This is a genomic window from Aquirufa beregesia (genome assembly GCF_011090385.1).
GTDB classification, from domain to species: domain Bacteria; phylum Bacteroidota; class Bacteroidia; order Cytophagales; family Spirosomataceae; genus Aquirufa; species Aquirufa beregesia.
This window is the reverse complement of sequence record NZ_SEWW01000008.1, coordinates 86,593-107,845: the sequence shown is the minus strand read 5'-3', so window position 1 is coordinate 107,845 and position 21,253 is coordinate 86,593. Positions and strand designations below refer to the sequence as shown.

17 protein-coding genes are annotated in these 21,253 nt (G+C 38.8%); 13 read left to right on the top strand and 4 right to left on the bottom strand.

Features of this window, described 5'->3' with window-relative positions; all coding sequences use genetic code 11:
* Positions 1–858: a diacylglycerol/lipid kinase family protein gene (locus tag EWU23_RS11785; RefSeq protein WP_166232421.1), complete on the top strand. Its 858-nt coding sequence runs from the start codon at positions 1–3 to the stop codon at positions 856–858.
* A gap of 70 nt (positions 859–928) precedes the next feature.
* Positions 929–1,543: a low molecular weight phosphatase family protein gene (locus EWU23_RS11780; protein ID WP_166232419.1), complete on the top strand. Its 615-nt coding sequence runs from the start codon at positions 929–931 to the stop codon at positions 1,541–1,543.
* Here the strand turns inward: EWU23_RS11780 and EWU23_RS11775 are convergent.
* Entirely contained in the window at positions 1,524–1,949 is a 426-nt protein-coding gene (locus EWU23_RS11775; RefSeq protein ID WP_166232417.1) for a YybH family protein, read from the bottom strand. The genes EWU23_RS11780 and EWU23_RS11775 overlap by 20 nt on opposite strands.
* A 168-nt stretch (positions 1,950–2,117) precedes the next feature.
* On the opposite strand from EWU23_RS11775, the gene EWU23_RS11770 reads away from it, so the two are divergent.
* Positions 2,118–4,964, top strand: coding sequence for a PQQ-dependent sugar dehydrogenase (locus EWU23_RS11770; protein ID WP_166232415.1), 2,847 nt, complete (start codon positions 2,118–2,120; stop codon positions 4,962–4,964).
* A gap of 127 nt (positions 4,965–5,091) precedes the next feature.
* Positions 5,092–6,438 carry a glycoside hydrolase family 88/105 protein gene (locus tag EWU23_RS11765; protein ID WP_166232413.1) on the top strand — a complete coding sequence of 449 codons (1,347 nt, stop codon included), beginning with the start codon at positions 5,092–5,094 and terminating at the stop codon, positions 6,436–6,438.
* Here the strand turns inward: EWU23_RS11765 and EWU23_RS11760 are convergent.
* Entirely contained in the window at positions 6,426–7,406 is a 981-nt protein-coding gene (locus tag EWU23_RS11760) for a phytanoyl-CoA dioxygenase family protein (RefSeq protein ID WP_235942212.1), read from the bottom strand. The genes EWU23_RS11765 and EWU23_RS11760 overlap by 13 nt on opposite strands.
* A gap of 131 nt (positions 7,407–7,537) precedes the next feature.
* Between EWU23_RS11760 and EWU23_RS11755 the strand changes: the two genes are divergently transcribed.
* Complete coding sequence (locus tag EWU23_RS11755) at positions 7,538–8,383, top strand: helix-turn-helix transcriptional regulator (RefSeq protein ID WP_166232411.1); 846 nt, start codon at positions 7,538–7,540, stop codon at positions 8,381–8,383.
* Positions 8,384–8,416: 33 nt separating this feature from the next.
* Here EWU23_RS11755 and EWU23_RS11750 read toward each other — a convergent pair whose 3' ends face one another.
* Together EWU23_RS11750 and EWU23_RS11745 are read right to left on the bottom strand one after the other, a co-directional pair.
* The gene (locus EWU23_RS11750) at positions 8,417–9,037 is read right to left on the bottom strand and encodes a hypothetical protein (protein WP_166232409.1); all 621 of its coding nucleotides are present in this window, start codon (positions 9,035–9,037) and stop codon (positions 8,417–8,419) included.
* A gap of 2 nt (positions 9,038–9,039) precedes the next feature.
* The gene (locus EWU23_RS11745) at positions 9,040–9,252 is read right to left on the bottom strand and encodes a DUF2188 domain-containing protein (RefSeq protein WP_166232407.1); all 213 of its coding nucleotides are present in this window, start codon (positions 9,250–9,252) and stop codon (positions 9,040–9,042) included.
* Between the two features lie 183 nt (positions 9,253–9,435).
* On the opposite strand from EWU23_RS11745, the gene kduD reads away from it, so the two are divergent.
* The 8 genes from kduD (at position 9,436) to dnaG (ending at position 21,008) form a co-directional block, all read left to right on the top strand.
* On the top strand, positions 9,436–10,191 hold the full coding sequence (gene kduD, locus EWU23_RS11740; RefSeq protein WP_166232405.1) for a 2-dehydro-3-deoxy-D-gluconate 5-dehydrogenase KduD: 756 nt from the start codon (positions 9,436–9,438) through the stop codon (positions 10,189–10,191).
* A 90-nt stretch (positions 10,192–10,281) separates the two neighbouring features.
* Positions 10,282–11,454 (top strand): glycoside hydrolase family 88 protein, encoded by a 1,173-nt coding sequence (locus EWU23_RS11735; protein WP_166232403.1) that lies wholly within the window; start codon positions 10,282–10,284, stop codon positions 11,452–11,454.
* A 181-nt stretch (positions 11,455–11,635) separates the two neighbouring features.
* Positions 11,636–13,156, top strand: a complete 1,521-nt coding sequence (gene purH, locus EWU23_RS11730; protein ID WP_166232401.1) for a bifunctional phosphoribosylaminoimidazolecarboxamide formyltransferase/IMP cyclohydrolase — start codon at positions 11,636–11,638, stop codon at positions 13,154–13,156.
* A gap of 140 nt (positions 13,157–13,296) precedes the next feature.
* Entirely contained in the window at positions 13,297–15,264 is a 1,968-nt protein-coding gene (gene gyrB / locus EWU23_RS11725) for a DNA topoisomerase (ATP-hydrolyzing) subunit B (RefSeq protein WP_166232399.1), read from the top strand.
* Between the two features lie 4 nt (positions 15,265–15,268).
* Positions 15,269–15,481 (top strand): hypothetical protein, encoded by a 213-nt coding sequence (locus EWU23_RS11720; protein ID WP_166232397.1) that lies wholly within the window; start codon positions 15,269–15,271, stop codon positions 15,479–15,481.
* Between the two features lie 7 nt (positions 15,482–15,488).
* Positions 15,489–17,777, top strand: coding sequence for a polyphosphate kinase 1 (ppk1, locus tag EWU23_RS11715; RefSeq protein WP_166232395.1), 2,289 nt, complete (start codon positions 15,489–15,491; stop codon positions 17,775–17,777).
* Positions 17,778–17,800: 23 nt separating this feature from the next.
* Positions 17,801–19,039, top strand: coding sequence for a NupC/NupG family nucleoside CNT transporter (locus EWU23_RS11710; protein ID WP_166232393.1), 1,239 nt, complete (start codon positions 17,801–17,803; stop codon positions 19,037–19,039).
* Between the two features lie 4 nt (positions 19,040–19,043).
* Entirely contained in the window at positions 19,044–21,008 is a 1,965-nt protein-coding gene (dnaG, locus tag EWU23_RS11705) for a DNA primase (protein WP_166232390.1), read from the top strand.
* Positions 21,009–21,253 lie beyond the last annotated feature (245 nt).

The window sequence follows — 21,253 nt, the reverse complement described above, 5'->3', positions numbered from 1 at the left end:
GTGGAGATAAGTCATATCGCATTTTTGATTAATCCTTTTTGTTCCAAAAGAACTAGAACGTATGCGCATTGGGTGGAGGAACAAGTCGAATTAAAGACTCAAGGTACGCTACGCGTGGTCATGTTTTTTCAAGATTGGCCTCCAAATTTAGATGGTTTTAATCAAATTTGGGTGCTGGGTGGGGATGGGACCTACAATTATTTTGCAAATGCTTATCCTAACTGCCATCTTCCCATTGCCTTTTTCAAAGGGGGCACAGGAAATGATTTTTATTGGAAATTGTATGGAGATGTCACTAAGGAGGCTCATTTAAACATCATCTTGTCTGAAAAAAGTCGGGCCGTAGATGCGGGAATGTGCAATGGTCAATTGTTTTTAAATGGAGTGGGCATGGGTTTGGAAGGAGAGGTCTTGGAGTCCATGAATGCCATACGAGCCATTGGTGGATTAATTGGCTATTTTTTGGCGGCCATACCTCAGATTTTCACCTTTCGGTCATTTCCCATTCGCATGAGTTTAGGCAGCGAATGGATAGAGCGCCGTGTTTTTTTATGCATGGTTTTTAATTCTTCTAGAGCGGGAGGAGGCTTTCATTTTATCCCCAATGCATCTATCTGGGATAACCAATTGGATATATTGCTTTGTGAACCTTTATCTATTTTTAAACGAATATGGTATTTGCCGAAGATCCAACAAGGCAAACATGAACATATTTCATTTCTACATTTTCAACAAGCTAAGCAAGTTACCATACTGTCTGAGCGGAAGCTGAAAGCCCAAATAGATGGTGAATTAATAGTCTCAAATCGTTTTGAGTTTCATGTCTTGCCTGGTCATTTTCATGTCATCGTTCCTTAAATATTCATTCATCTGTTTTTCAACCCTTATATTTATCGTAATATTGCGATACAATAAAATTTAATTTACCATGTATCCAGCTTTAGAGGCAAAAATTCAAACCATTCGTGAACGACCAATTTCAGCAGAGAGAAAAGAACAGATTGCTGTATTGGTGGCCTATATGAAGGATTGTTTACAACAAGGAAAGCCTTTGCGATTAAATTTTATTTGTACACACAATTCTAGGAGGAGTCAATTTTCTCAGATTTGGGCACAAACGGCCGCCGATTTTTTTGGTATTCCTTTGCAAGCGTATTCGGGAGGAGTGGAGGAAACGGCTTGTAATGAGCGGGCTGTGGCTTCTATGCAACGCTTTGGTTTTCAGGTCATCAAACGAGGACATGCTAATCCTGTATATGTTATTTTTCATACAGAAGATGCCCAACCTATGATAGCTTTTTCTAAAATTTACGATAATCCCATCAATCCACATCAGCAATTTGCTGCGGTGATGACATGTGCTCATGCCGACGAAAATTGCCCTTACATTTCAGGGGCTTCAGTCAGGATTCCTTTAAGATACGAGGATCCAAAAATGTATGATGATAGTCTGGAGGAGGCATTTCAATACGACGAGCGTTCTGCCCAAATAGCCTCAGAATTGTTTTATGCCTTTGAAATTCTTAGCTCGTATGATCTCTGAAAATGAGCCATTTCCCCTTGATTTTTTTCAAGAGTAAAGTAAAATGCCCGCCAACATCTCCTAATTTGGGTCTAACTAAATTCCATTTTCCAATAACCCAAGCCGTTTTAGAAGCCGTCACGTCCACTTCCAAAATATCAAAGCTCAATTGCCCCATGGCTTCCTGATTGGGATAGCTTTTTTGATATCGAGCTAAGGTGGCATCCCAGCCTTGGGTTATTCCATTTTTACTGATAAATTTTAAATCTGTCGAATGGTGATAATAAGCCATAAAGCCTGAAATATCACCTTGATTCCATAATTTATTCTGTGTAGCTAAAATGGCTCGGATGGAAGCTTCATCTGAATTTGTTTGAGCCAAACTGCTGAATGAAAGCAAGAAAAGTAAACATATTTTACCCATCATGTGAATCTGGTTTTTTGAAAATTAGGGATTTTTTTCAGGATTTATGATGATTTTTATAGCTATTTCAGCCTTTGTCGACAAATAGTGCGTATTGGTAGCAAAAGCATATATGCATTTTTTTCATTCGACTTATTGTATCATTTTTGTAAAATGAACAACCTTACATATATGAAACACTTTACAATGGGCAGGTTAACGCGCCTTTTAATGCTCTCTTGCGTTGCTCTTTGGTCATTCCAAGGAAATGCACAGGCTCCTGATGAAAATAGATTCGTTAAGTCTGTATTAATGGAAAAATTAGATGAACCTATGGAAATGGTTTTTTTACCAGATGGTCGCATTTTATTTGTAGAAAGAAAAGGGGATGTAAAACAATACAATCCTAGCACCAAAGAAACGAAAGTCATAGGGCACATTGTTGTCAATACAAAATACAAGAACCGTGTGGGTATGGTTCGTGAAGCTGAAGAAGGCTTAATGGGTATTGCAGTGGACCCTAATTTTAAAGTGAACCATTGGTTGTATGTATATTATGCTCATCCAACTGAAAGTAAGCACATTTTAGTGCGTATGGAGTTGAAAGGCGAGGAATTATTAGTAGACCAGCAAAAAGTTATTTTAGAAGTGCCTACTCAGCGTGAGGAATGTTGTCATACAGGTGGGGGCATGGCTTTTGATAAATCTGGAAATTTATTCTTGACCGTAGGTAACAATACCAGTAACAGTAATTCAGATGGATATGCCCCTATTGATGAGCGTGCCGGACAAGCTTATTGGGATGATCAACGTGGAGCGGCTAATACTAATAATTTATTAGGAAAAATTTTACGTATTCATCCAGAGAAAGATGGATCATATACGATTCCCAAAGGAAACTTATTTCCAGTTGGAACTCCCAAGACACGTCCTGAAATCTACACGATGGGACATCGTAACCCTTGGAGAGTTAGTATAGATTCTAAAACAGGTTATATCTATTGGGGAGAGGTAGGCCCTGATGCATCTGTTGATTCAGATAGAGGACCCCGAGGGTATGATGAATTTAACCAAGCTAAGGGTCCAGGATTTTTTGGATGGCCCTATTTTATTGGAGACAACAAAGCCTATGCCGATTATAATTTTGAGAATTCTACTTCAGGACCTCGTTTTAATCCAGTTAAACCTTTGAATGAATCTCCTAACAACGATGGTTTAAAGGAATTGCCTACTGCTCAAAAAGCATTTATTTGGTATCCATACGGTACTTCGGAAGAGTTCCCATTAGTAGGAGCTTCTGGTAGAAGTGCAACTGGTGGTCCTGTTTATCATCGTTCTGATTTTCCTATCACCTCAAAACGCGCATTCCCTTCGTATTATGAAGGAAAATGGTTGATCGTGGAGTTTATGCGCGGATGGATTATGTCAGTTACTTTAGACGAAAATGGTAACTATAAATCCATGGAGCGTTTCTTGCCTAATCAAAGTTTTGGTAGTGCTATTGACATGAAGTTTAGTCCAGATGGAGATTTATATGTCTTAGAATATGGTTCTGCTTGGTTCAAAGGGAATGATAATGCTAGATTAGTGAAGATCGAATACCAAGGAGGAAATAGAAAACCATCTGTGGAAGTGAGTGCTGGCAAATTAAGTGGTGCAGCACCGTTCAAAACAAAATTGTCTGCAGAAGGAACGAAAGATTATGATGGTGATAAATTGACCTATACTTGGACTGTTAAAAAACAGGGTAAAGTGGTACAAACCTTGACAGGTGAATCTCCAGAATTAGCATTAAGTCAATCAGGAAAATACCAAGTTAGTTTGAAAGCTACAGACCCTAAAGGTTTGAGTAATACTGCTTCTTTGGAAGTTCAGGTAGGTAATGAATCTCCTAAAGTGGACATTGTAGTTCCAAGTGGTAATAAATCATTCTATTTCCCAGGTCAAAAATTGGCATACCAAATTCAGGTAGAAGATAAAGAAGACGGAGTTTTAGGAAAAGGGATTGCCCCAGAATCAGTAGCTGCTACGGTAGACTACATTGCTTCAGGATATGATCCAATTGAGATGTCTCAAAGTCACCGTAAAGCAGACAGTGATTTATTTGCTTCTGCTGGTTTGAAATTAATCAATCAAAGTGATTGTAAATCATGTCATATTTTAAATGTACGTTCAGTTGGACCTAGCTACCAAGAAGTGGCTGCTAAATACAAGGGACAAAATGTGGTGGATCAATTGGCAACTAAAGTGGTTGCTGGTGGAATGGGAGTTTGGGGAGAACATGCCATGAGTGCTCACCCACAGATTTCCAAAGCGGATGCTAAATCCATGGTTACTTATATCTTGAGTTTAGGGGATAAAAAAGCCAACAATAACATTCCATTGGCTGGTGAAATTGATGCTGTTATCCCGAAAGAGAATGTAGGTTCTAAAGGAGTATTTGTGGTACGGGCCACTTATTTAGACAAGGGAAATAATAAGATTTCTCCTGCACAATCGGAGAAATGGTTGCTATTACGTCATCCGTCTTTAGATCCAGAGAAAGCTGATTTGCGTTTTGGAATTCAACAATTGATTACTCCAGCACGTGCTACCAACATGGTGGGACAAAATCCTTACATTGCGTATAGGCAATTGGATTTGACTGGAATTAAATCCATGGAAATTTCAGCTTCGGCACAAGCACGTACCAATGCTACTGGTGGGGTCATTGAAATTCGTTTGGATTCACCAACTGGAACCTTAATTGGAAAAACAACACCAATTGCTGTTTCTCAGGCTACTGGTTTTGGTCCTCCTCCAGCAGCAGCTAATTCACAACAGAAAGGTGCACCTTTGGGAACTCCTACTACAGCTCCAGCAGCTGGGGCACCAGCTGGTCAAGGTGGTGGGCAGAGAAGAATGGGTGGTCCGGCTCCAGTTAAAGTAGATATTCAGGCCGTAAGTGGTTCACACGATATCTATTTTGTAGCAGTTAATCCTCAAACAGCACCCCAACAAATTGTCGTGCAGATTTCAGGAATAGAAGTGAAGCAATAAGCTCACAATAAATCCATATAAAAGGAGTTTTCTACACGTTCACAGCGGAAGAAAACTCCTTTTTTTTGTTTGTTAATGCGTAGATTTGTGGGCCATCGGTCTTTATTCCATGTGTAAATTATTGAATATGAAAAAAGTAATCTTGATTTTGGGAGCATTCGTTTCCTACATCATTCCTGGTTTAGCACAAAAAAATATTACGGCAGCTTCTGATGCTAATGCCCCTTTGCATGCCCTTCAACCCGATTATCCTACACCCTATGTCGTTCCTAATGAAGGACAAATCAAAGCAACGGTGGATAAGGTTTATACGTATTTGGAAAAGGCTACACCTGCCAATTTGATTCATAAAGCTTCTGGAGAAGGTTGGAATCCATACCAAATTTATTCTGATCAATTAGTCTTTGCCAAAGGGGATTTTAGACCTGTTTCTTATGAGTTTGGAGTAACATACCATGGTATGTTGGCCTTAGAAAAGGTTAGTGGTGATGCCAAATACAAAGAGTTTGTATTTAAGCGATTGAAATTTATCCTTGAGACTTTACCCAAGGCCTATCAATATACGCAGCAAAATCCCACTAAATCTCATGTGTTGAGTGGTTTAATTAATCCAAAAGCATTGGATGATATTGGAGCGATGTCCATGGCTTTTTTAAAAGCAAAACGTGCTGGATTCGATGGAGATGATTCTTTAATTACCCAAAAGGCATTGAACTTTATCTTAAAAGAAGAACATCGATTACCCGATAAGACCTTGGCTCGTATGCGTCCATTGCCCAATACCATTTGGTTAGATGATTTATATATGGCTATTCCAGCCTTATTACAGTTAGGTAAGGATTCGGTGAATGTGAATTGTTTTAATGAAGCGGTATTTCAGTTTGAATCCTATCAAAAACGTATGTTCAATCCTAGTTTAGGTTTGTTTATGCATGGTTATCTTGAAGGATCGGAGGAGCATCCCGAATTTCATTGGGCTAGAGCTAACGGTTGGGCCTTGTTGACCAATGCAGAATTATTGGAGTTTTTGCCTGCGAATCATCCTGCCCGCCCAGCTTTATTAAGTCAATTAAAAAAGCATTTGAAAGGCTTAATGGCGCATCAAGATGGTACTGGTTTTTGGCATCAATTGATTGATCGGAATGATTCTTATTTGGAAACTTCAGCGACGGCTATTTATACCTATGTCTTAGCTAAAGGAGTAAACCAAGGTTGGTTGGATCCTCGAACTTATGGGCCAGCCGCCATTTTAGGTTGGCAAGCTACAGCCTCTAAAGTCAATGCACAAGGACAAGTAGATGGAACTTGTGTGGGTACAGGATTGGCTTGGGATCCTGCTTTTTATTTCAATCGACCGATATCACCTTTTGCAGCGCATGGGTATGGCCCAGTATTATTAGCAGGGGCGGCCATGTGGGAAATGATGAAAAATCATTCGTTTGAGATCAAAGATTCTGCTATTCATTTGAGGTAGTTAGATCCGAAGCCCAGCAGTTTTTTTCCAAGCTCGTTTAGCTCAGCTACTGGCTGTGTCTTTTCCTTCCCTCTTGGGTCTCCTGGAAAAGCATAACCTTCTGGCGCAATTTTGTTTTTCCATGAATTAATTCGCCAATCAAGTAAAGCTTGGTTATCGGGTTCTGCCGGCATCATGGAAATATATTGAGCAACACGTACTTTATCTTGGGTTAGATTAGGTCTGATTCCATGAGCCAACAGGCTATTAAAAATAAGTAAATCTCCTGCTTCCATTTTAATTTTGGTGAGTTGGAATCTGGTGGTGTCGGGCTTAAATCGATCACGATCTTCGGGTTGACTTAATTTCCAAGTATCATATGTGCGGTACAACTCGGGAATGCATTGAAAGCCTCCCATGTTTTCGTCTGTTTGGTCTACTAAAGCCAACACTCCTTGTACATTCACGGGTTTTGTTTCTGGATCATAATCCCAATGAATGAATCCTTTAAATGGTTTATCTGGTTGAACTGGAAAATTGAGATTACATCGATCTATGGTCACCCATAAATCATCTGTTCCCCATACATCCACAAAAGCATCATAAACTCGTTGGCTTTGTCGATTTGCCCAAAGCAAAGGATGATTGTACATTTCTACCATTCCTGAACCAATTAGTTCCCTCATTTGCATATCTGCTCTAGGTGGAGTATACCAAGAGCTTGCATCATTGGGGTCTTTTTCTTCAAATTCCCAAATGGCTTGTGCCGTTTGAGCAGCTTGTTCTTTGGAGATAGCATTTTTTACCACGATATAGCCTTCACGTTTCCAGAATTTAAATTCCTCTTCGCTTAATGCTCTCAGAGATTTTGCTGAGTTTCCATCATTCAATTGACTGATACTACTTTTCGCAAGAGATGGGTTACCAGGTATGTTTAAATGAGCATTCATGGTTGCCATCGTGGTGTGTTGGGTGTTCCTTGTATTCATGTTTTGTTTGAAATTTGAATGATGCAAATTAGCAAGAGTCAATTTCTATTTTTAAGATAGAATTAACCACTTTTATAACAATATTGATATTTATTGTGTAGTATAGAGATTAAATTATCAATTTGGTTAAAATGAAGGTTCAGTTTGAAGCGATACAAATCCAGGAGGAAAGTTCATTTCGGATTTTGCAGACTCCCCATTTGCAAGATTTTTATTTATGGCATTCTCATCCAGAATATGAATTACTTTATATCGAAGCGGAGGCAGGCCCTAGAAGGGTAGGAAGTCATGTGAGTCAATACCAACAAAGTGATTTAGTGTTTATAGGTCCGCACATTCCTCATTTAAATTTTGATTATGGGTTGAAAGTACCCTACCGTAAAATAGTGGTTCAGATGAAGGAAGATTTTTTGGGGAGGACTTGGGCAGAAGTACCGGAATTGCATGCAATCAAGGAATTATTTGAAAGGGCAAAAACGGGAATCGTTTTTGAAGGAGACAGGAAAGTGGAATTGGGTCAGCGTTTGATAGCTTTACCTGAGTATTCGCATTTTGAACAGTTTATTGAGATTTTGTCGATTTTTCAAGTGTTGGCTAAGGAAATGAAACCCATTTATTTGAATGAAATGGCGACCTGGGAAAATCCTTCACAAAAGAATCAGCAGCGTTGGAAAATCGTGAAGGAATGGGTTGAAAATCACTATATGGAATCTATTCCATTGGATGAAATAGCCGAGAAATGTCATTTGTCGAAAGAAGCCTTTTGTCGGTATTTTAAATCAAAAACGCAACTCACCTTTAGCCATTATGTGAATCAATATCGCATCACCCAAGCAAAGAAAATGTTAGTACAGGATCAAAGTATAGGCGATATTGCTTTTGCCTGTGGATTTGAGTCATTGTCGTATTTTACTAAAATTTTTACCAGGACCATTGGAGAAAGCCCGAATCAATATAGGAAGAAGATTCTTAAATAGTTTTTTTTGAAAATTAAGATTCTTTCAACTGAATTAAAATTGATCTTTTATTTCCTGAATGTATTCTGGGATCGTGATGTTTTGAATGTAGTCCAAAGCTATAATTTCATTTTGAAATCGATTTAACTTTTCATCAAATAGCCAAGAATTGAATTGCATAAAGTCATCAAATGTTTTCTTGGGTGGATCTTGTTTATTTATTCTTAATGTTTCACTAAACCAAGAATATAGGCATTTGAAAAGCTCTTTTGTTTCATTTTTATGGGCTTTTGTATCAAGACCATTTATGTCTGATAAAGCCTTCATATAATCATGCTTTTTTGCCTCTAGAATCAAAAAATGTTTTTCACCCAGTGGTTTCACTTCAGAGTTTCTTAGGCCATAATCAATGCCGAGTTCAAAAGGCATATTCATTCTAGCAAATTCATTTGCTTTTGTTGATTTTACTTTTGATAGGTCATGAATACTAAATTTACAGTGCTTAATAATTTCAGTTATTTTTAAAAGCCGAGATTGTCCAGAATCGGATACTTCAAGAGAAAGTCTAGGATTGAAACCGTTCTTTAAAACAATGTAAATAATAGGCTTTAACAAATCGTTTTTAAATGTTTCATCAAATGGACAATTAATGAAAATATTCTTTTCAAAATCCATTATTATTTATTGGCACTAAAGGAGTATTTGTTCTCTACCATGCCATTCTTTTTATGGATGTAAAAATCTGTTTTTTGATTTTGACTTAGCTTTTGCCCGTACTCGATGGCTTTTTCTTGGCTATCGAAATTTCTAATTGCCTTGGAAGTGCCTAATTTTTTAACTGACCAACCTCCTGAAAGCGTAGGAACTACATGATTCGATTTTTTTGTCATATTGTTGTCAATTTGAAATTTAAAATTGCAACTTTTGATTTTTAAAAAACTTGCGCTAAATCAAGTTTTGAATAAATATCAATTGATTGATGAAAAGCGATTAAAATCCTTTTTAAGACGTATTTTAGTACTTTGAGTAATTTTATCCAAGATTCAGCTTTTGAATGTAAAATTGAAACCAAGATGTTTGATTTAAGTGGAAAAGTAGCTTTAGTAACTGGATGTAAACGAGGTATAGGTAAAGCTATGGCCATAGGTTTGGCAGAAGCTGGTGCCGATATTATTGGTGTATCAGCTAATTTGGAATTACAAGGATCTGAAATCGAGAAAGAAATCCTTTCACTGGGACGAAAATTCAAAGCCTATCAAGCCGATTTTTCCAATCGAGAATCTTTGTATCAGCTCATCAAAAATGTCAGCTATGATTTTCCTAGAATTGACATATTAGTCAATAATGCAGGAACGATTTTACGTGATCCTGCGGCAGAGCACTCCGATGAATATTGGGATGAAGTGTTAGAAGTGAATTTAACTTCACAGTTTATTTTGAGTCGGGAGATTGGTCGCATCATGTTGAAACAAGGCTCTGGTAAAATTATTTTTACCGCTTCCTTACTGAGTTTTCAAGGAGGAATTAATGTGCCAGGTTATGCGGCTAGTAAGGGAGGAATTGCCAGGTTGACCATGGCCTTGGCCAACGAGTGGGCATCTAAAGGAATCAATGTCAATGCTATTGCTCCAGGATATATCGCAACCGATAATACCGCCGCACTACGGGATGATCCAGATCGGAGTACTTCTATTTTAAGTCGGATCCCTGCTGGAAGATGGGGGAATCCTAATGATTTTAAAGGGCCTTTGGTGTTTTTGGCTTCAGAGGCATCTAATTATGTGCATGGAACAATCCTGACTGTCGATGGAGGATGGATGGGTAGGTGATAAATTGTAAATGATAAATGATAAATTATAAGTTATAAATGATGGGGCATAAATTTGATAGCTAACATCTTTGAAACAAATTACAAACCTATGAAACATGTTTATTTAATTTTGTGCTTCCTCAGTACAGGGCTTTTTGCTCAGAAAATGGATGTCAACAAGCAGTTTGCTTTGGCAGGTCAACAATACCAACGCATGCTGGCGGATCACCCAGATACCAGCACCACGGTTCATTCAGCTCGGCCAGATGGAACCTATCGAAATATGCCTTCTAGTTGGTGGTGCTCCGGTTTTTTTCCTGGTAGTCTCTGGTTTTTATACGAGAAAACCAAAGATCCTCAGTGGGAGAAAGCAGCCCGACTTTGGACTGCAGCCGTCAAGAAAGAGCAGTACAATACTGGTACGCATGATTTAGGATTTATGATGTTTGATTCCTTCGGAAATCAATTGCGCTTAACCAAAGATCCACAAGCTAAACAGGTTTTAATTCAGTCAGCTAAATCTTTAGCAACCCGATTTGATCCAAAAGTGGGACTCATTAAATCTTGGAATAGCTTTAAAGGTGGATTTAAATACCCTGTGATTATTGATAATATGATGAACTTGGACTTGTTATTTTGGGCTTCCAGAGAAACAGGTGATCAGCGATTTCATGATATAGCCATCACCCATGCTGAAAATACCATCAAACACCATTTTCGCCCCGATTATTCTAGCTATCACGTTATTTTATATGATGAAGAAGGAAAGGTCTTAGCCAAGAAACAGCATCAAGGTTATCAAGACGAGTCCACCTGGACTAGAGGCCACGCTTGGGCTATTTATGGCTTTACCACCATGTACCGTGAAACCAAGAATAAAAAGTACTTGGATTTTGCTCAAAAAATCGCCGATTTCTATTTGAATCACCCCAATTTACCCGCAGATAAAATACCTTATTGGGATTTTTATGCTCCCAATATTCCCCATGAAGAGCGAGACGCTTCTGCAGGGGCTATTACCGCTTCAGCCTTGTTTGAGTTGAGTACTTATTCAGGAGCTAAGGGTAAACGTTATTGCCAAGACGCTGTGACCATGTTAAGTGCTTTGTCGAGTCCAGCTTATCGGGCCGCTTTGGGAGAGAATAATAATTTTCTGATCAAGCATTGTGTAGGGGCAAAATCATTAAACTCTGAAATTGATGTGCCCTTGGTTTATGCTGATTACTATTATTTAGAAGGCCTTTTGCGCTATGCGGCTCTGAATAAGAAAAGTAAAAAGTAAATCTAAGAGAAATGAATTCGGGGAATCCATGATTTTCATGGATTCCTTTTTATACCTTAAGGATGGTCTATTGATTTTTCTCTACATATAGGAACCATTTCCCTAAATAATCACTCACATTTTCATTAGTCGATTTTTGTTTTAATTCGTACCTTTGTGGCTTCATTTATTTCCAAGCCCCATGTCGATTAAAAAAATTCAATCAGCCTTAATTTCTGTTTATTACAAAGATGGTTTAGCACCTATCATTCAAAAACTTCATGAAGAAGGAGTGACCTTGTATTCTACCGGTGGAACTCAATCATTTATCGAAGAATTAGGTATTCCGGTCATTGCAGTAGAGGATTTAACAGGCTACCCTTCCATTTTTGGAGGTCGTGTTAAAACCTTACATCCCAAAGTTTTTGGTGGTATTTTGTACCGTAGAGACCATGCTTCCGATGTGGAAGTAGCTAAGCAATATGAAATTCCAGCGTTGGATTTGGTCATGGTGGATTTGTATCCCTTTGAAGAAACAGTTGCTTCTGGTGCATCTGATGAAGACATTATTGAAAAAATAGACATTGGTGGTATTTCTTTGATTCGTGGTGCAGCAAAAAACTTTGCTGATGTGCTAATTGTATCTTCGAGAGATCAATATGCGGAGGTATCTTCCATTTTTGATGTGAATGGAGCAGGTACAACGTTGGAACAAAGAAGAAGTTTTGCTCAAAAGGCTTTTACGGTATCCTCGCATTATGATGGAGCTATTCAGCGTTATTTCGCTGGAGAAACCGCCAATTTAGCCAATTATACGGCATTGCCTTCTCATACCTTACGTTATGGAGAAAATCCTCACCAGCAAGGTAAGTTTTATGGAGATATAGCTGCATTGTTTGACAAATTGCATGGGAAAGAGTTGTCTTATAACAACTTAGTGGATGTGGATGCTTGTTTATCCTTGTTGGATGAGTTTGAAGAAACAGCCTTTGTTATTATTAAACACATGAATGCTTGCGGCGTGGCAACAGGCAATTCGGTGAAAGAAGCCTATGATAAGGCTTTGGCTTGCGACCCCGTTTCGGCATTTGGAGGGGTATTGGCAACCAATCAGGAAGTGGATAAAGCTGCAGCGGAATCCATCAATCCTTTATTCTGTGAAATTTTAATTGCTCCATCCTTTTCTGAGGAGGCATTAGAGATATTAAAAACGAAGAAGAATCGCATTCTTCTAAAAAGAAATCAAGTAGAATTCCCTAAGGTGATGTTCAAGACATTATTGAATGGGGTTTTGGAGCAAGATAAAGATTTAGTGATGGAAGGTGTCGCGGATTTTAAAACAGTGACTGCCTTAGCACCTACGGAAGAACAAAAAAGAGCCTTAGCATTTGCTTTGAAGATTTGTAAGCATACCAAATCCAATACCATTGTTTTAGCCAAGGAAGGTCAGTTACTGGCTTCAGGAGTAGGCCAAACATCTCGTGTGGATGCTTTAAAACAAGCGATAGAAAAGGCCAAAGAATTTGGCTTTGATTTGCAAGGTGCTGTGATGGCATCTGATGCCTTTTTCCCATTCCCAGATTGTGTAGAGATTGCTAGTCAAGCAGGCGTAGTAGCCGTGACTCAGCCAGGAGGATCTATCAAGGATCAAGATTCCATCAATTTCTGTGATGCCCATCAAATGGCCATGGTCATGACAGGAATTCGTCATTTCAAACATTAAGATTCTGTGCATTTTTTCCCTGAGGAATTACTAGTTTTTCAGGGAAAAAATCCTTATTTTTAAAAAATTAATTCTAGAATTTTTAGAGGACTGCCCTATGCAATGAGGGAGTTCTTCATTTAACCCTTTTACACATCATTATGTCAGAAGCACAAGATTCGGCGGCTCTAGATAGAGCAAATTACGGTGCAGATAATATCCAAGTTTTAGAAGGTTTAGAGGCGGTTCGTAAGCGTCCTTCCATGTACATCGGTGATACCGGATTTAAAGGTCTACATCACTTGATTTGGGAGGTGGTAGACAACTCCATTGATGAGGCTTTAGCAGGTCATTGTGATTTGATTAAGGTGACCATCAATACCGATAATTCAATCTTGGTTGAAGATAATGGTCGGGGTATCCCAACGGGTATGCACACCAAGGAGAAGCGTTCTGCTTTGGAAGTGGTTATGACGGTGCTTCACGCTGGAGGTAAATTTGATAAAGATACTTACAAAGTTTCTGGAGGTCTTCACGGGGTAGGTGTATCCTGTGTGAATGCTTTGTCGACGGATTTGAAAGTTACCGTTCAAAGAGAAGGAAAGGTTTTCCAACAAGAATATAAAATCGGTGTGCCGCAGTATCCAGTAAAGGAAGTGGGCACTACAGATAAAACAGGTACTTCGGTTTTGTTTAAGCCAGATGAAAGCATCTTCACCGTTACCGAATACAAATATGAGACGGTAGCTGGTCGTTTGCGTGAATTATCCTTTTTAAATGCCGGTATTCGCGTGTTTTTAACGGATTTACGTGATTTAGATGAGAATGGCGTAGCCAAATCAGAAGAGTTTTTCTCGGAAGGCGGTTTACGCGAGTTCGTATCCTATTTAGATGCTACCCGTGAGCCATTATTTGCTGAGCCTATTTATATGGAGGGTGATAAAAATGGTGTTCCGGTTCAAGTAGCTATGTTGTATAATACATCCTATTCTGAAAATGTGGTTTCTTATGTAAACAACATCAATACCATAGAAGGAGGTACACACGTAGCTGGTTTTAGAGGAGCCTTAACTCGTACTTTGAAAAATTATGCAGATAAATCAGGAGCCTTAGAAAAGCTAAAGATAGATATTGCAGGGGACGATTTTAGAGAGGGTCTAACAGCCGTTATCTCTGTGAAAGTAGCAGAGCCTCAATTTGAAGGTCAAACCAAAACCAAATTAGGTAATGGAGAGGTGTCTGGAGCTGTTTCTTCGGCTATGTCAGACATGTTAGAGTCTTGGTTGGAAGAACACCCTAAAGAGGCTCGTCTAATTGTGGCTAAGGTTATTTTAGCGGCTCAAGCGAGACATGCGGCTCGTAAGGCTCGTGAAATGGTTCAAAGAAAAACAGTGTTAGGTTCTAATTCTTTGCCTGGTAAACTAGCCGACTGTTCCGATTCAGATCCTGAAGTTTGTGAGTTATACCTGGTCGAGGGAGATTCAGCGGGTGGAACAGCTAAGCAAGGACGTAATCGTGCCTTTCAAGCCATTTTGCCATTGCGTGGTAAAATTTTGAACGTAGAAAAAGCGCAAGAATACCGAATCTATGAGAATGAGGAGATCAAGAATATGATGACCGCTTTGGGAGTCTTTTTTGGTAAGGATGGAGATGAGAAGGCCTTGAATATTGATAAATTACGTTATCACAAAATCATCATCATGACCGATGCCGATGTGGATGGAAGCCACATTCGTACGTTGATTTTAACATTCTTCTTCCGCTATATGCGTCCATTGGTAGATAATGGCTACATCTATATTGCGCAGCCTCCTTTATATCAAGTTAAAAAAGGACAAAATGTGCGTTATGTATGGACTGAAAATCAACGTGATCAAGCCATTCAGGAATTAGCTGGAGGTGGTAAAGAAGATAATGTGGGAGTACAGCGTTATAAGGGTTTGGGAGAGATGAATGCCGAGCAATTATGGGAAACAACCATGAATCCTGAATCTAGAACCTTGAAACAGGTGACCATCGATTCCGCCATAGAGGCAGATTTGTTGTTCTCTATGTTGATGGGAGATGAAGTAGCTCCTCGTAGGGATTTCATTGAAAAAAATGCTAAATACGCAAAAGTAGACGTTTAGTAGTATGCAGTTTGATTTTAAATCGTATCACGTCAGATCCATCAATGCGGCTGACCAAGCGGAGAAAAAGACCATCAATCAGGAATTGAAGGACTTTTATGCGAGTTTAGATGAAGAGGAAAAGAAAGTTTTTAATGTTGAGCTTCAACGATATCTACTTCACGAAGTAGGCCGCTTGGGTTCAGATTACGAAGCAATTAAACATTCAAATGCCTAAATAAACAATGGATCATTCGAATAAAGCAGTCAAACATAGCGATACAAAAGATTCCTCCACAGGGAATCTTTTGTCATTACTAAAGCCTAAGAATTGGAAGATCAATTTGGTCGCTCCTAAGGATTCTTCGTGGAAAATTGAGAAGGCGATGCAAAAGTCGAAGGACATCATTGCAAAGTCGAAATTTATCTCCAGGGATTTGTCTTGGTTAAAGTTTGATGAGCGAGTTTTAGATCAGGCGAGAGATGATCAACGAACCTTATTTGATCGTTTAAAATTCTTAGCTATTACAGCTTCCAATTTGGATGAGTTTTTTACGATTCGCATTGGGTCCTTGTATAATTACATTGATTTTGGAAAAGAGAGGACGGATTATTCTGGTTTGAGAGAAGTACCATTCAAACAAACCTTGATTGCTTCTGCTCAAGAGTTTAGTCAGGAGAAACACCGCCTGTTTGTTGAGGAAATACTACCTCTTTTTCCTGAGAATGGTCTGTTGCTGGCTAATTTGGATGATCTAACATCGGAAGAAATGCAAGAAGTGGAAACGTATTTCCACCGTACCATTTATCCCATGTTAACTCCCATGGTCTTTGACCATACCCATACTTTCCCAAGTTTATTGGCTAAAACCTTGATTTTTGGGGTAGTGACCATAGGTGCTTCCGATAAAAAGGTACATGGAAAGCATAAGTCAGAAAAAGATAAAAAGATTTCTTTTGTTCAAATTCCTTTGAATTTGGCCCGTTTTTATGTGATTGAAAGAGACGATAAAATTCTTTTCTTACCGATTGAACAATTGATCCGTCATCACTTACAAGTTCTGTATCGTAATGTAGAAATTGAGTCTACTACCTTATTCCGAATTACCCGGAATGGTGATTTTGATGTGGTGGAGCATGAAGATGCTGAAATCGATTTTGTGGATGAGATTAAAAAGAAAATTAAAGATCGCCGTTTGGGTCGTGTGACGCGCGTAGAGGTGGAGAAGGAGCATTCCGAATTTCTGTTGGAAGAAATGTTGAAACGCTGGTCATTAGAGAAATCAGATATTTTCATTAAGTCGTCCATTTTAGATTTTACCGCATTTTGGCAAATAGTAAAACACCCAGAATTCAAGGTGAAAATGGCCGCAAATCCTCCTGTTGTCCCAGCTTTAGGACTCAAATCAGTGAAGATTGATGATATTTTTGAGACCATGAAAAGGGGGGATATTTTACTTCATCACCCGTATAATAATTTTGATCCGGTGGTTCAATTACTCGATCAGGCGGCAGATGATCCGAATGTATTGGCAATCAAAATTACGTTGTACCGTATTTCGAAAAATTCTCGAATTTCACATGCTTTGTTGCGGGCGGCCGAACAAGGAAAACACGTTTCTGTATTGTTTGAGGTTAAAGCTCGTTTTGATGAAGAAAACAATATCCGAGAAGCCACTAAATTACAAAAGGCTGGATGTTTTGTTATCTATGGTATTCCTGGTTTAAAAACGCATACCAAATTATTACAAGTCATTCGTAATGAAGGATATTATGTGATGAGTTATGCGCATCTTTCTTCAGGAAATTACAATGAAGATACAGCCAAGCTGTATACGGATATTGGATTATTAACTACGGATAGTCGGATTACCCAAGATATTTCTGAGTTTTTCAATGTTATAACCGGGCATTCCATGCCGACGCATTATGAGCATTTGATTACCGCTCCACGCGATATGCGAAATCGATTGTTGGAAATGATTCGGACGGAAATGGTAAATCATCAGAATGGTTTACCATCTAGTATATGCCTGAAAATCAATTCATTGCAAGATACTCAAACCATGGAGTTATTGTATGAAGCCTCCCAAGTAGGTGTACCTATATTACTAATTGTTCGAGGAATTTGTTGTTTGAGACCCCAAAGAAATGGTTTATCGGAAAATATTTACATCAAATCCATTGTGGGTAATTATTTGGAACATACGCGTATATTTTATTTTCACAATGCCGGAGAGCCTAAAGTATATGGTGGTTCGGCAGATGTAATGGTGCGTAGTTTTGACCGCCGAATAGAGTCTTTATTTGAATTGGTCAATCCAAGAGCAAAGAACATGGCCATTACCATTTTGTTATGGAATTTAAGAGATACCGTTAATTCGTATGAAATGCAAGAAGACGGTTCATACTGGAAAGTGGAAAGTAATGACCCATTCAATATCCATCAGGCATTTTATGAAATAAAAGAAGATGATTTGGTCAGTCAATTGCCATTTGATCAATTTACAGTTACATTGGAAGGTAAAAATTAGGCATACACGAACATCAATATATTATGGAAAGATTTACGGGGCTATTGGGGATTGTTTTAATTCTGGGAGTTGCATTTTTAATGTCAAATAACCGGAAAGCGATTAATTACCGTACAGTGGGTGTTGGTTTGCTTTTACAAATATTTTTAGCTGTATTCATTCTTAAAACGGATACAGGTCAGGCAATCTTCCAATGGTTGGGTGATTCCATCAATACTTTATTAGGGCAAGCTGATAAAGGCGCTCAATTCGTGTTTGGATCATTGGTGAACCGCGACTTAATGTCACGCGCTTTTGGTTCAGGAAACGATTACATCTTCTTTTTTAAAGTAGTCCCAACCATCATTTTTGTGGCGGTATTGGTGAATATGTTTTATTACTTGGGAATATTGCAACGAGTAGTTGCAGCTATTGGTAAGGTGGTGCACTGGTTAATGGGTGTTAGTGGAGCAGAAGCTTTGTCCAATGTGGCATCCACTTTTGTAGGCCAAGTTGAAGCTCAGATCATGATTAAGCCTTATTTGAAAAACATGACGAACAGTGAGTTAATGGCTTCCATGACAGGTAGTTTTGCTTGTATTGCGGGAGGGGTTATGGCGGTATATATTTCTTTAGGTGTACCTGCAGCTTATTTATTAGCGGCTAGTTTAATGGCGGCACCTGGGGCGCTGGTGATATCCAAAATAATTTTTCCTGAAACCGAGAAATCAGAAACGGAAGGAGCCGTAAAATTAGAAAAACAAAAATCGCATGCCAATTTAGTGGATGCCATCGCAGCGGGCGCAAGCGAAGGATTGAAGGTAGGTTTGAATGTAATAGCTATGTTAATTGGTTTTATTGCTTTGATTGCCTTGGTGGATTTAGGATTAGGACATATAGGAAATTGGATTGGCATGCCAACATTATCCATGAATTTACTTTTAGGGAAGGTCTTTTCCGTTTTTGCCTTTGCGATGGGAGTCCCTTCTGCGGATATAGAAGTAGCAGGAGCTTTAATGGGGAAAAAGATGGTGGTGAATGAGTTTGTAGCTTATTTAGATATGATGAAGGTGAAAGATACGCTAGACCCTAAAACCATCGCAATTACCAGCTTTGCCTTGTGCGGATTTGCTAATTTTAGTTCAGTTGCCATTCAAATTGGGGGAATTGGAGAATTAGCCCCTTCTCGTAGAAGTGATTTAGCCAAATTAGGTTTTAAAGCCTTAATTGCTGGCACATTAGCTAGTTATTTATCAGCAACATTAGCGGGTTTATTATTATAATTTTATGCGCATTGATCCTGAAACCGTCGAACGAATCAAACAAGCGGCTGCAGTAGCAGACGTGGTGGGAGATTATGTGACAGTGAAGAAGAAAGGTGCGAATTATTGGGCATGTTGTCCATTTCATGGGGAAAAGACTCCTTCTTTTTCCATTTCGCCAAGTAAAGGAATCTACAAATGTTTTGGTTGTGGTAAAGCAGGAGATTCTGTCCGGTTCATCATGGATATTGAGGGCTTGGGATATGGAGAGGCATTACGGCATTTGGCCAAAAAATACGGCATAGACATTCAAGAAGAAGAATTAACAGATGATCAAATCGTTCGTCAGAATGAGCGGGAGAGTTTGTTAATCATTTTGGAATATGCCAAAGAATTTTTCAAGAAACAGTTAGTTGAAACACCCGAAGGGAAATCCATTGCGATTCCTTATTTCAAAGAGCGAGGATTTTCAGATACAACCTTGCAAACCTTTGATTTAGGCTATAGTCCAGAAGCTTGGGATGTATTTTATAAAACAGCCATCAAACAAGGATTCAGTCAGGAAATCATTGAAAAAGCGGGCTTAGTGACTCAAAAGAACGAAGAAGGTAAGGTTTATGACCGTTTTCGCAATCGAGTTATCTTTCCCATTCATAGTGTAGCAGGTAAAGTAATTGCCTTTGGTGCTCGAATCTTAAAATCGGATGCCAAAAATCAAGCTAAATACCTGAATTCACCTGAGACAGAGGTTTACCATAAATCGGCCACCTTATATGGTATTTCACAGGCTAAAAATGAAATTCGAGCTAAGGACATTTGTTACTTAGTGGAGGGGTATACGGATGTTATTTCTTTGCACCAAGCAGGAATTAAGAATGTAGTAGCTTCTTCTGGAACTTCATTGACGGTGGAGCAAATTCGATTGATTGGTCGATTTACCCAACATGTAACCGTATTATACGATGGGGATTCCGCTGGGATCAAGGCAGCCTTGCGTGGGATGGATTTGATTCTGGAGGAAGGATTACAAGTTAATTTAGTTGTTTTTCCGGAAGGTCAAGATCCAGATAGCTTTGTCAGAAAAGTGGGTTTTGAGGCATTTTTGGAATACATCAAATCAGAATCTAAGGACATTATTTCCTTCCAGGCTAATTTGTTTTTAAAGGAGGCTGGAGATGATCCTTTTAAGCGAGCTGAATTGATCAAGGAAATGGTTCAAAGTATCTCCAAGATACCTGATGCCATTCAGCGAAGTTTATTTGTTCAGAAAACAGCATCGCTGATGCGTTTGGATGAAGATGTCTTGTTGGCTGAATTAAATAAAATTCATTTAAAAAATCTGAAGCAGCGGGGTGGAGCAGGAGCCAATGCTTCGGAATCTATTTCGAATCAACAGTGGCAAGAGATTCAGGAAATCATTGAACCTACGGGGCAAATTGCTACAGAAACTCAAGCCAATTTAGCCTATTACCAAGAGTCAGAATGCATACGCTTACTCGTTAGTTTTGGTCATTTGGAGATTAGTCCATTGAAAGCTCCAGGTGTTACACTCATGCAGTATTTGATTGAAGAGTTGGAAGGAACACATTTTCAAACCCCATTATTTGAAGAGATATTGGAGATTTGCAAAATGGAATTTAACCAGCATCAGTTCCCAGCACCTGAGTTTTATTTACATCATCAAAATGAAGATATCCAAAAGTTTGCTATAGACATCAGCGCAGGCAAGCATAGCTTATCCGATGTTTGGAAAGATAAGCATGATATTCGTGTGAAGTTGGAAGATGAGATGCTAGAGGATTTGGCATTTAAAAACGTCTTACGATTACGTAAAGTTTATAATGATCAATATTTGCATGAGACATTAGAGAAAATGGAATCTTTTCAGGGAGATGCTGAAGCCATGAATGCACTATTGTTGGATTTCATACATTATAAGGAAATTCAGAAAAACATTTCCCAAGAATTGGGAACAGTGATCGAAAAATAGCTGATTTTCCCCTAAGGCTGGCAGCGTTCCAAACGCTGACAGCCTTGCCGAAAGCTAGGGAATTTTAATCAAAAAAGACTTTATTGGATTGATAATTAGCTGAAGAAATCAGTTAATTGGTAATTCTTGGAATAAGATAATTTTATTCCTTTTTAAATCGTTCATGCTTTTACAACGCTGTCAAGGTTTGGAACCTTGACAGCGTTTAAGCAAAAAAGCTGGTAAAAGCATGAATAGCTATATTC

Excerpts from the sequence above, each read along its gene's own strand:
- EWU23_RS11780 (WP_166232419.1), top strand. The coding sequence starts at position 929 with ATGTATCCAGCTTTAGAGGCAAAAATTCAAACCATTCGTGAACGACCA.
- EWU23_RS11775 (WP_166232417.1), bottom strand. The coding sequence starts at position 1,949 with ATGATGGGTAAAATATGTTTACTTTTCTTGCTTTCATTCAGCAGTTTG.
- EWU23_RS11770 (WP_166232415.1), top strand. The coding sequence starts at position 2,118 with ATGAAACACTTTACAATGGGCAGGTTAACGCGCCTTTTAATGCTCTCT.
- EWU23_RS11765 (WP_166232413.1), top strand. The coding sequence starts at position 5,092 with ATGAAAAAAGTAATCTTGATTTTGGGAGCATTCGTTTCCTACATCATT.
- EWU23_RS11760 (WP_235942212.1), bottom strand. The coding sequence starts at position 7,406 with ATGAATACAAGGAACACCCAACACACCACGATGGCAACCATGAATGCT.
- EWU23_RS11755 (WP_166232411.1), top strand. The coding sequence starts at position 7,538 with ATGAAGGTTCAGTTTGAAGCGATACAAATCCAGGAGGAAAGTTCATTT.
- EWU23_RS11750 (WP_166232409.1), bottom strand. The coding sequence starts at position 9,037 with ATGGATTTTGAAAAGAATATTTTCATTAATTGTCCATTTGATGAAACA.
- EWU23_RS11745 (WP_166232407.1), bottom strand. The coding sequence starts at position 9,252 with ATGACAAAAAAATCGAATCATGTAGTTCCTACGCTTTCAGGAGGTTGG.
- kduD (WP_166232405.1), top strand. The coding sequence starts at position 9,436 with ATGTTTGATTTAAGTGGAAAAGTAGCTTTAGTAACTGGATGTAAACGA.
- EWU23_RS11735 (WP_166232403.1), top strand. The coding sequence starts at position 10,282 with ATGAAACATGTTTATTTAATTTTGTGCTTCCTCAGTACAGGGCTTTTT.
- purH (WP_166232401.1), top strand. The coding sequence starts at position 11,636 with ATGTCGATTAAAAAAATTCAATCAGCCTTAATTTCTGTTTATTACAAA.
- gyrB (WP_166232399.1), top strand. The coding sequence starts at position 13,297 with ATGTCAGAAGCACAAGATTCGGCGGCTCTAGATAGAGCAAATTACGGT.
- EWU23_RS11720 (WP_166232397.1), top strand. The coding sequence starts at position 15,269 with ATGCAGTTTGATTTTAAATCGTATCACGTCAGATCCATCAATGCGGCT.
- ppk1 (WP_166232395.1), top strand. The coding sequence starts at position 15,489 with ATGGATCATTCGAATAAAGCAGTCAAACATAGCGATACAAAAGATTCC.
- EWU23_RS11710 (WP_166232393.1), top strand. The coding sequence starts at position 17,801 with ATGGAAAGATTTACGGGGCTATTGGGGATTGTTTTAATTCTGGGAGTT.
- dnaG (WP_166232390.1), top strand. The coding sequence starts at position 19,044 with ATGCGCATTGATCCTGAAACCGTCGAACGAATCAAACAAGCGGCTGCA.